Source organism: Acinetobacter sp. CFCC 11171 (assembly GCF_003268405.1).
Classification (GTDB): domain Bacteria; phylum Pseudomonadota; class Gammaproteobacteria; order Pseudomonadales; family Moraxellaceae; genus Acinetobacter; species Acinetobacter amyesii.
In genome coordinates, this window is sequence record NZ_LQXP01000058.1 from 1 (window position 1) to 9,733 (window position 9,733).

Consider the following 9,733-nt stretch of genomic DNA (forward strand, 5'->3'; position numbering starts at 1 on the left):
GAACCGTACCGGGTTTGTCGGAGACTTTTTTATTTAAGTTAGGCCACCTGACCTAACGGGTTAATCTTATCATAGTACATTGCTTCAAACTCAAAAGGCGATACATAACCCAGTGCACTGTGTACACGCTTTTTATTGAACCAATCTACCCAGTTTAGTGTCGCAAGTTGTACATCCGCTAAACCTTGCCAATCTGCTTTTAAATATTCAATCACCTCTGTTTTGTATAAGCCATTCACCGTTTCAGCCAAAGCATTATCGTATGAATCACCGGTCGTACCGACTGATGCTCGTAAATTTGCTGCTTCTAAACGATTGGTATAACGAATATAAAGATATTGAACACCTCTATCGGAATGATGAATCACATTCTTTGGCATGCCTCGATCGTGCAATGCTTGCTCAAGTGCATCGAGCACCATATCTGTATTCATCCGTGTAGATACTTTCCATCCAACAATTGCTCGTGAGAACACATCAATAATAAAGGCGGTATAGACCCAGCCTGAGTGAGTTTGAATATACGGGTGAGTAGACCAAGGGAATTTCACCCTTAGCCCCTCGCAGAACCAGACATGAACCTCTCAGCTCATCCGGCTCCCATTATCCAACCGATGGTAAACATCCCATTTTCCAGTGCACAAAGGCATTTGGAAAATCACGCGCAAGTCGCCCTAAGGCATATCTAGCCCGTCTTTTATGACGGGCCAAGTTTTTATACTTACGCCTCATCCAGCGTATAAGATAAGCATTCATGTGTTGCCAGATCGCTGACATTGCTGAACCATGGAATCGACCATAGTATTGCTGCCAACCTTGAAGAATTGGATTGAATATTGCAGATAAATCACTTAATTCGCGATTACACATCAGATGTAGATGCCATTTCCGAATAGTCTGTCGCATTGCTTTAAGTGCATCACAACTGACTGCAGGAGAGAAATTTACATAAACTCTTTTATACTTGTCCACAGCCTTACGGGGCCTAAACGTGTACCCGAGAAAAGTAAATTGAACATCGGGATATGCTTTACGACGATTAATATCTTGGCAATAAACAATCTTTGTCTTGTCTGGATGCAATTCGAGACCACATTCACGAAATCGTGCATCGATCTTTTGTAAAACAAGTTTGGCTTGAGATAAACTCCGACAATGAATTACGCCATCATCTGCATAACGGCAGAACCGTACACTTTGAAGATGTTTCGTAATCCACATATCAAAAGCATAATGCATAAATAAATTCGCCAATAAAGGACTCACAACACCACCTTGTGGTGTGCCGCGATTCCTTTCTAAAAGATGGCCATTTATGTGTTGCATTGGTGCTTTTAACCAACGTTGCACATATAAAAGAATCCATGGAATTTCACAGTGTTTCTTGAGTGCACGCATTAGTAAATCATGGTCGATGTTATCAAAGAGACCTTTGATATCAAATTCCACAACCCAGTCATAATCCCAACTTCGTCTCCTCACTATCGCAATTGCATCATGGGCAGAACGCCCCGGACGATATCCATATGAGTTTGGATGAAATAATGGATCAATTTTCGGCTCTAATAAGAGCTTAACTGCTGTTTGCGCGACTCGATCTGCAACTGTTGGAATACCTAGTATACGCACGCCACCTGACTTCTTTGGAATCGGAACAGCCTTAACTGGCGGTGGAAAATAACTGCCAGAACAAAGTCGATTCCATAGTTTGTATAGGTTGTTCTTTAAATGCTTTTCGAATTGCTCAATAGATTCATGATCAACGCCTGGAGCGCCACCATTCTCTTTGACTTTTTTTAAATGCCTCCCAGATTAACGCTTTAGGAATATTAAATGGTTTGGTCATAAAGTTTTGCTCCTCCTGCTTGCACAGTTGACAAATCCGTAGACCTGGATAATGCAACCCCTTCGCTCCATTACCATTACAGTAACTTCAACACTACTACGAGTTGCTCCGCCCCTTGGTGACGCATTGCTATTATCAGCCTTGCCTTTTGAGCTTGTGCCTTTCGCTTGACATCGCCACCGAAGGTTCCCGCAGTTCAACGTAAGAGCCTGAATTAGGATCGCGCTGCCTCTACGCCGGACACCGAATGGCCCGTAAGCAGGTAACGGCCAAACTAATCGCGGGGTAACTTCCATCCCCGGTTTTGATGTCATTTGAGTACTTTCGACACTTGAACGGCAGTTCACTGTTGTTCGCCTTCCTAATTCTTACCTAACATCTCTACGATGCCTTTTCCATAACGCTCACGACCGGGACTTTTGATCCAAGCCGCTTATGGTGGTTTGCTACCTGCTCCTGCAAGCCGATAGCGAGGGGCCATACCCTCATCTCTTACGCCGCTTGCTGCGGCACACTAAAGTCACTCACCCACAGTTGGTCAGGATGATCAGCAGTAAAATTACGTTTCACTAAATCATCTGCTCGTTTTTGGTCATCTCGGCTACGGGTGGTTTGTTTGTTCTTACCACGCCAAACACCTTGTATACCTAGCTTTTGCATTAATCGAGCAACAGTACAGCGCGCAATAATATAGCCTTCACGTTTCAGTTTTTGCCAGACTTTACGTACACCATACCGACCTGAACTTTCCTTCCAAATTCGTTCAATCTCCTCAGCATGATGCAAGTCATGTAAATCTCGCTTTGCTCGATGTTCTGGATTTTCACAGAGATCTAGAGTCCGGTAATAGGTTGAAGGTGCGATCGGTAAAATTCTACAAATCGCCTCGACTCCGTACAGCTCTTTATTATTATGGATAAAATCCACCATTATTTGTGTGGGCGGTCGAGCTCCGCCTGGGCGAAAAAAGCGGCTGCTTTACGTAGAATTTCATTGGCGCGTTGCAGTTCTTTATTTTCGCGTTCCAGTTGTTTGATACGTTCTTGGTCTGAAAGCTGCTGTACTTTAACTGGATTTTGTTTATCTAAATATTTTTGATACCAAACACGTAGTGTTTCAGGAGTACAACCTATCTTGGGAGCAATAGCGGTGATCGCAGCCCAATTCGATGGATAATCTTTCTCGGATTCAATCAATAATTGAACCGCTCTTTCTCTGATTTCAGGGGTATATTTTACTTTTTTCATCGGGACATTCTCTCAGAAAGCTTGGTCTCCGACAAACCCGGTACGGTTCACCTCAATGATGCAACGGACAATTCATGATTACATCCATTATTATAATCATGAAAGAATACAACTAAATTTAAAAGGATTGAGCCTTGTTCAATTCAGAACTCAATCCTGTTGTTAACTAAACTGTCCAAGATTTGGGGTTCAGTTCAAATGGGCGGTTTTTTAGTTGCCTAGATTGTAGTAATGGTCCAGTTGTCTCATTTGGTAGTCGCTCATTTCAGCATCCTTAAAGAATTCATCTCTTGACTCAAGTACATCTCGAACATTCTTTATGATCTCTTTTGCCTGAAACTCGGTTAACCCAAAGGCATTGCAGCGACTCAATAGATTTTGCGCCGTTCCGATTCGGCCTTCTTCTCCCACGGCGATCGCATGTTCTTTTGGGTAAGATGCGCGAGATCCGTGCGGTAGAACATCAAATAGAGGGCTGAGTGAATAATGATGATTTTTCATGTCATGCATTAAGAAGCCATGGTTTTTTAAATGATCATCTGTATTACTGATCATCACATTCAAGACCATGCGCTTATATAGCTCTAATTGATTGCTGATTGCGTCATGGCAAATTTGACTGCAGATCTTAGACAAATGCATATAAGACATCTTTAAGTCGTCTACGCGCACTTTACGGATGTTCATAAGGCTGTGTGCGCTGATGTAGTGTTTCTTTCGCTCAGGGCAGTTACGATCAAAGCGCTCAACAAGCAAAATAGGGTTGCCTTCAACTTCTTCAAGCTCGACATTGCTGACATTCAAACCTAAAGCTTGCGCCATCTTCATTGATGCATATTCAACTTTTGCATTATCAAAGAGGTCATCGGATTTATTGAATTTCGCAATCCACTCAATGCCTTTGTGCTGTACGACCACTTTAGGTCGCGCACCCCCCATTGATGACCCATGGTGAATGAGTTTTGATAAATAATTATCGGTCATCATGCTGATCATGTTCGGGTCTTGGTGCTGATCAACTGCTTTAGATAATTTTAAGTAAGCCTGTAAGTCAGAGAATTTAACAAAGGATTCTTTGCCAACGGTTTTGACCGCTTTAGAAGACAAACTCGCCACTAAGCACCCAACTGCATTACCACGTGCCGCAATAAGCCATTCAATTTGATTGAGTGGTACGCGAGTGTGCTGGGTTAACGTAAGCTTACGACCCCAATTGTCGGGCGTAGCATCTGCAAGTACGCCAAAGCCATCTTTAGCTGCAGTGGTGTACGCTGTGTTGGGTGTAATAAATGGTAGGTTAATTGGATCAAGCTCAAATGAGTTATTGAGATCCAAATAGCTCTTACCATAAATAAAATTATAGATTGAATCTTTGAGCGCATATTGAGCAACAACTTGCGGCGTATCGCCTGTATCCAAAAAAATGTAGCAGCTCTTAATTTCTTCTTGCATGGATAGGTTTTTAGAAGTCATCACTCATATCCTCTGATTTATTATTAGCGCGGACTCGAACTTTTTTGGTAGCGAGTGCTTTTCCAACTTCGTCATTTTGTGGGTTCGCAATACTAAGCAAACTGTCTTCCAAGCCAAATACAACGAGAATGGAAATAAGATTTTTTAGGTTAGAGCTGGGTTTGCCGCTTTCAAGTCGTGAGATTGTCTTTTCATCCACATGCACACGGTTAGCCAATTCGCTAATCGTCATATTCCGGTTCATGCGTGCTGTTTTGATGTTACTCCCGATCTGAACCAACAGATCTTCAACACCCTCAAGCATAAAATCACTTGCTGCTCTTTTCATGAAAAATCTCCTCAATAAGGTCATTATATACCGATTAACCGACTTAAGCAGTATTTTATGGGTGTTTATTCAAGGTATATTTTAAGGGCTTTTATGCTATTGAGCCTATTTGCAGGGTTGGTGCATAATTTAAATTGACTTGAGAGGAAGTGCGCTGTGTAAGTGCGAGAAATAAAAGAAAGGTAAAGTAATGGATCAACCGAAAATTCTTTTGGAAATGGAGCAATTTTGTAAAACCAATAACCATGTAAGGTTAATGGTCAAGGAGATATGTCGTTATCCTGTGGGTGAATGCGTCATGGAGCGTATGTCATTAAAAACGCAGGCCATACAGCGCATAGATGACATAGTAATGTTTCACAGGTTTGCGATGTCCGCGCATAAAAATAATGGTGAAGTTGTTGACTCTGTATTTGAACAATTTAATTCAGATTGCGGTAACTTGTTTGATGATATTGAGGATGATCTAGAGATGGTATCTGGGTTTAGAATGGTATCGCCAAACTTTAATCACAAAGAGCAAAATCGCCGTGTGGGTTCATTGGCTGATGAGAGTTTAGTGATTAATTTGTGGGCCACAATTGAGCAATTCACTAATCGCTGTTTAGGTTTGTATTATCCGGGTAAGCGTTTATCGCACAAATGGCATGAGATTGAGAACTACTTACGTGATCGTGGATTAAATGTGTCTAATGCACTTTCATACCAGCTGATTGATGAGCTTCGGGTTTTAAACAATGTGATCAAACATTCTTATGTTGTAGATAAAAAATTGGCTAATTATAAAAATTTTGCAGGACTACAGGGTAAAACAATAGATAGGGTTAGGTTGAAGACATTTGATTACACTTTGGCTGCATATAGTTTTATTAGTTTAGTTATCTGCCGTACTGCTGAAAGTGAGTTTTATCCAATAACCGATCAAGATGATATTGAAGAAGCTGAATACTCAAAATTACTGAATTTTAATAATCGCGTGGCATTAAATTAATCCCTAAACATTGATTTTTTGTTTAACAGCTGAGTACGAAGGTGGGTTGCATCTGCCATAAGAAAATTCAGGCAAGATTGATGACCACCTTTTGATAAGACGTTGGGTAGATTGTGACTCGCATCTGCAATGTTTGAAATTAAATCTAATTTTTGCTTATCGGTAAGCGTTCTGAAGGCTGGACCAGCTAGATGACGGATCGTGACAAAGCTTTCACCAAGTAAGCGCAACACTTCAATATCTTCGCTATGCAGCTCAATTATTTCCTTGTCTGCAGGTGTACTATTTTGGGTGTCGTTATGATTTGAATCGTGCGGTTTCATGCAAGTACATCAATGCGATATTTATCATTTAAAATAACACTTATTATTCTAAAATACAAACTTCGTTTAGTACACAAAATGGTACTAATGTGCTAAAATATGCTCGTTAGGTACAAAAAATGGTATTAAACAATGGGCTTTAGATCTACAAGTTCAAGCCATGCAAAAGCTTTAGAAATTGGTGAGCGTATCAAGCAGGCTCGGCTTAATAAAGATTTAACTCAAGTTGAGATATCTGAGATATCCGGCTTAGAGAGACGTGTAATTATTAATGCTGAGAAAGGGAAAGTCACACTGGAAAATTTGATCGCATATTTGGATGCTCTAAACATGAGGGACCAGATAGATCTGTTTTTACCGCCCCAACCAATATCGCCAATTCAACTCCATAAGTTGCAAGGTAAAGAGCGTAAAAAGGCTTCGGGTGAACATAAGGCTAACTCGAACAACAAGAAAATATTAACTGCGAATAAGGATGATTTGGGATGGTGAGAGATACAGTTAGCGTTGAATATCTTGGTATGGATGTTGGGGTGATGGCGTATACAGAGGGGCAGCCAAGTGCCTTTGAATACTCTAAGACATTTCTAGACAGTGGTATCGAGCTTTCTCCGCTGTTTATGCCTTTGGGTGAGGGTGTTTATTCATTCCCAACATTAAACCCTGAGACATTTAAGGGGTTGGCAGGCTTATTTGCTGACTCGCTGCCTGATGACTTCGGTAATCGAATTTTAAATGCGTGGACAGCACGTAACGGTCGATCTCCTGACTCTATCACCCCATTAGAACGCCTGAAATATACAGGTAAGCGTGGTATGGGTGCACTGGAATATCACCCTGTAAAAGCCATGACAGGCTTTAATGTATCTCAACAAGTCGAAATTCTTGAATTGATTAAAATAGCTCAAGATGTATTGGATACTCGTTCATCTTTAGAGGTTGATCTTAAGAATGATGGTGCAGAAGACAAGGATGCTATGCTTGCGCTTCTATCCGTAGGTACAAGTGCAGGTGGCGCACGCCCTAAAGCAGTACTTGCATTTAATGAGGATTACAGCCAAGTCCGTTCAGGTCAAACAGATGTTCCAGATGGCTTTACGCACTACTTGATGAAGTTTGATGGTGTGAGTGAGCATAACGTCAATAAAGAAACTTTTGGTGATCCTATGGGCTACGGCGCAATGGAGTATGTTTATCATCAAATGGCCGTAAAATGCGGTATTGAAATGATGCCATGTAAGTTGCTGCAAGAGGGTGATCGTCAACATTTCATCACGCAGCGTTTTGATCGCGTGGGTAATGAGAAGATTCATATTCAATCCCTGAATGGATTGGCGCATGTGGATTATAAAAAGCCGGGGTCTTTCTCTTACGAAGAAATATTTAACGTGAACCGTCATTTGCGTTTGACTGCAGCCGAGGCAGAACAGTTGTTTAGACGCATGGTATTCAACGTGGTATCTCGTAACCACGATGACCACTCAAAGAACTTTGGCTACATGCTTGTAGATAATCAATGGAAATTGGCACCAGCTTATGACTTGGCATATAGCTATAAGCCGAACTCTTTTTGGGTAGATCAACATTGGATGACTCTTAACGGAAAACGTGACAATTTTGAAATGGCTGATTTCCTGTCATTCGAGAAGTTAAGTCCAATCTTTAGTGAACAGCGGATTCGTCAGATTTTGGAAGAAGTTATTGAGGCAGTCTCAACTTGGACATCTCTTGCTGTGCAATCAAATGTGCCTAAGGTTCTGATTGAGCGCGTTGAGCAAAACCTACGTTTGAAATTCTAATTTATCTTTATTACCAAATCAGCTGCTTTCGGGTGGCTTTTTTTTATATATTCACGTGGGCCTAGATCGATAGGCTTGGACTCGCGTTTATACCAAGGCTGAAAAGAATAAAAAAAGGCAGATGATTAACTGCCTTTCTTTATTTCATAAACTGCTAGCTGGGTTAATTATTTGCAATTAACTCACTTTTCATTGTTTTAAGAGCTTTTGCGGCTTCAGCATTACCTTGATTAGCCGCCTTAGTGTACCAGTCCAATGCCTTTTTATAATCTTTAGGTACAACATCACCTTTATCGTACATTGACCCAAGAACATATTGAGATTTTGCATAACCCAAATTGGCTGCTCGTTCAGCCCAATACACGCCTTGATTAATGTCTTTGGCGACCGCAATGCCTTTAAGGTACATATTGCTTAATTCATGTTGTGAGTCAACGAAGTCTGTTTTAGCTGATTTAAGAAACCACTCAAATGCTTTGGTATTGTCTTGTGCTACACCAAGTCCATTTTGATATAGCTTTGCAATGCTGTTTTGAGCTGCAGCGTATTCATGTGCTTGCATATAGTACTCAAAGGCTTTTTGATGGTTTTGCGGAACAATGATGCCTTTTTCATAAAAGTAACCAAGATAGTAAATAGTTACTTCAGAAGGATGCTTCTTACTTAACTCGGTAAAAATATTAAATGCCTTTTGATAATCTTGTTTCATTCCAAGACCGGTAAGGTACATAAATCCAATTTGTTCCTGGGATGTTATATCGCCTTTATCGGCCGCTGCCTTGAAATATTTATATGCTTTCTGAACGTCTCTATGTGCGCCCATGTAGCCATTTAAGTATTGAAGACCGGCATAAGCTTGAGCTTCAGTGTGTCCTTGTGCTGCAGCACGCTCAAGATATTGTAAGCTTTTCTTGTAGGACTCTGGTTTACCAAAATCTGTTGCATAGATATAACCTAAAAAAAACTGAGCGTCAGCATTGTTTTGATTGGCTGATTTAGTTAACCACTCAACGACCGTTGGTTGTTTGTCGCTACCCATAATATTTTCATCATAAAGTGCCGCGCCTAATTCATATTGAGCCTTAGCATTTCCTTGTTTTGCTGAGTACAATAGCCACTCAATACCACGTTCTTCATACTTTGGGACACCTTCACCATAGTAATATGCATACCCCAATTCATATTGAGCTTTGGCATCACCTTGATAAGCTAATTTTTTTGTTTCTTCCAAATTGAAAGCGCCTGCAAAAGCCGTACTAACAAATAGAGAAAGTGAAATTGAAAGTATTGTTTTCTTGAAATTCATAATAAATATTAAGTGGTTATGTTTTATCCTATGGTACATGATTTAATCAAAAACTTTAAGTAAATGATTTAATAAAATGATTAAATTCAATAGATAATGATGTCATTTATTGATTATGCTATTTTTTATATTTGCACAGAATAATAGGGGTGGTTTATATGTCTTTAAGGCTTTGTTGCACAAAGATTTGAAATACAAAGCCCCCCCTAATTGAGCCAAATTTAAGGCGTAACTTGGGTAAGTGGTCGACCTAATTCCGTAAATCTGTTGAGGACTGCTACACGTGCATGAATTTCATTGACTTGGCTATCAAATTTTCTTGCACTGAGTTTATCCCCCAATAATTTGATGCAATGCATCTTAGTTTCGACCAAACTTCGGCAATGATAGCCGGACCATTTTTTCCATAATGTCCTGCCT

The 9,733-nt window shown here is 40.5% G+C and carries 8 protein-coding genes, 4 pseudogenes and 1 other annotated feature; of the genes and pseudogenes, 4 read left to right on the plus strand and 8 right to left on the minus strand.

What is annotated here, in order from left to right:
• Window positions 1–38: 38 nt before the first annotated feature.
• From AVJ20_RS17230 to AVJ20_RS17245, 3 genes and pseudogenes are all read right to left on the minus strand, one after another.
• Window positions 39–524, minus strand: a pseudogene (locus AVJ20_RS17230) (IS3 family transposase); the annotation flags it as partial.
• A gap of 79 nt (window positions 525–603) precedes the next feature.
• On the minus strand, window positions 604–1,749 hold the full coding sequence (ltrA, locus tag AVJ20_RS17235; RefSeq protein ID WP_228157253.1) for a group II intron reverse transcriptase/maturase: 1,146 nt from the start codon (window positions 1,747–1,749) through the stop codon (window positions 604–606).
• A gap of 601 nt (window positions 1,750–2,350) precedes the next feature.
• A pseudogene (locus AVJ20_RS17245) lies at window positions 2,351–3,093 on the minus strand (IS3 family transposase); the annotation flags it as partial.
• Window positions 2,702–2,818 (minus strand) — a sequence feature (AL1L pseudoknot). It overlaps the preceding pseudogene by 117 nt.
• Window positions 3,094–3,151: 58 nt before the next feature.
• Here AVJ20_RS17245 and AVJ20_RS17255 point away from each other — a divergent pair.
• Window positions 3,152–3,259: pseudogene (locus tag AVJ20_RS17255) on the plus strand (IS3 family transposase); the annotation flags it as partial.
• 44 nt (window positions 3,260–3,303) lie between these two features.
• Here the strand turns inward: AVJ20_RS17255 and AVJ20_RS17260 are convergent.
• Both AVJ20_RS17260 and AVJ20_RS17265 read right to left on the minus strand, forming a co-directional pair.
• Window positions 3,304–4,566 (minus strand): type II toxin-antitoxin system HipA family toxin, encoded by a 1,263-nt coding sequence (locus AVJ20_RS17260; RefSeq protein WP_227554839.1) that lies wholly within the window; start codon window positions 4,564–4,566, stop codon window positions 3,304–3,306.
• Window positions 4,556–4,894, minus strand: coding sequence for a helix-turn-helix domain-containing protein (locus tag AVJ20_RS17265; RefSeq protein WP_111886070.1), 339 nt, complete (start codon window positions 4,892–4,894; stop codon window positions 4,556–4,558). The genes AVJ20_RS17260 and AVJ20_RS17265 overlap by 11 nt, the downstream gene beginning before the upstream one ends.
• Before the next feature lie 190 nt (window positions 4,895–5,084).
• On the opposite strand from AVJ20_RS17265, the gene AVJ20_RS17270 reads away from it, so the two are divergent.
• Window positions 5,085–5,885: a hypothetical protein gene (locus AVJ20_RS17270; RefSeq protein WP_162689801.1), complete on the plus strand. Its 801-nt coding sequence runs from the start codon at window positions 5,085–5,087 to the stop codon at window positions 5,883–5,885.
• Here the strand turns inward: AVJ20_RS17270 and AVJ20_RS17275 are convergent.
• Complete coding sequence (locus tag AVJ20_RS17275; RefSeq protein WP_111886072.1) at window positions 5,882–6,208, minus strand: hypothetical protein; 327 nt, start codon at window positions 6,206–6,208, stop codon at window positions 5,882–5,884. The two genes, AVJ20_RS17270 and AVJ20_RS17275, sit on opposite strands and share 4 nt — an antisense overlap.
• Window positions 6,209–6,340: 132 nt before the next feature.
• On the opposite strand from AVJ20_RS17275, the gene AVJ20_RS17280 reads away from it, so the two are divergent.
• Window positions 6,341–6,700, plus strand: a complete 360-nt coding sequence (locus tag AVJ20_RS17280; protein WP_111886073.1) for a helix-turn-helix domain-containing protein — start codon at window positions 6,341–6,343, stop codon at window positions 6,698–6,700.
• Window positions 6,694–8,007, plus strand: a complete 1,314-nt coding sequence (locus AVJ20_RS17285; RefSeq protein ID WP_111886074.1) for a type II toxin-antitoxin system HipA family toxin — start codon at window positions 6,694–6,696, stop codon at window positions 8,005–8,007. Before AVJ20_RS17280 ends, AVJ20_RS17285 begins: the two co-directional genes overlap by 7 nt.
• Before the next feature lie 163 nt (window positions 8,008–8,170).
• On the opposite strand, the gene AVJ20_RS17290 is transcribed toward AVJ20_RS17285, so the two are convergent.
• Both AVJ20_RS17290 and AVJ20_RS17295 read right to left on the minus strand, forming a co-directional pair.
• The gene (locus tag AVJ20_RS17290) at window positions 8,171–9,313 is read right to left on the minus strand and encodes a tetratricopeptide repeat protein (protein WP_162689802.1); all 1,143 of its coding nucleotides are present in this window, start codon (window positions 9,311–9,313) and stop codon (window positions 8,171–8,173) included.
• A 221-nt stretch (window positions 9,314–9,534) separates the two neighbouring features.
• Window positions 9,535–9,733, minus strand: a pseudogene (locus tag AVJ20_RS17295) (IS5/IS1182 family transposase); the annotation flags it as partial.

What these genes read in the sequence shown, in the direction of transcription:
- AVJ20_RS17260 (WP_227554839.1), bottom strand. Translation starts at nt 4,566, where the DNA reads ATGACTTCTAAAAACCTATCCATGCAAGAAGAAATTAAGAGCTGCTAC.
- AVJ20_RS17265 (WP_111886070.1), bottom strand. Translation starts at nt 4,894, where the DNA reads ATGAAAAGAGCAGCAAGTGATTTTATGCTTGAGGGTGTTGAAGATCTG.
- AVJ20_RS17270 (WP_162689801.1), top strand. Translation starts at nt 5,085, where the DNA reads ATGGATCAACCGAAAATTCTTTTGGAAATGGAGCAATTTTGTAAAACC.
- AVJ20_RS17275 (WP_111886072.1), bottom strand. Translation starts at nt 6,208, where the DNA reads ATGAAACCGCACGATTCAAATCATAACGACACCCAAAATAGTACACCT.
- AVJ20_RS17280 (WP_111886073.1), top strand. Translation starts at nt 6,341, where the DNA reads ATGGGCTTTAGATCTACAAGTTCAAGCCATGCAAAAGCTTTAGAAATT.
- AVJ20_RS17285 (WP_111886074.1), top strand. Translation starts at nt 6,694, where the DNA reads ATGGTGAGAGATACAGTTAGCGTTGAATATCTTGGTATGGATGTTGGG.
- AVJ20_RS17290 (WP_162689802.1), bottom strand. Translation starts at nt 9,313, where the DNA reads ATGAATTTCAAGAAAACAATACTTTCAATTTCACTTTCTCTATTTGTT.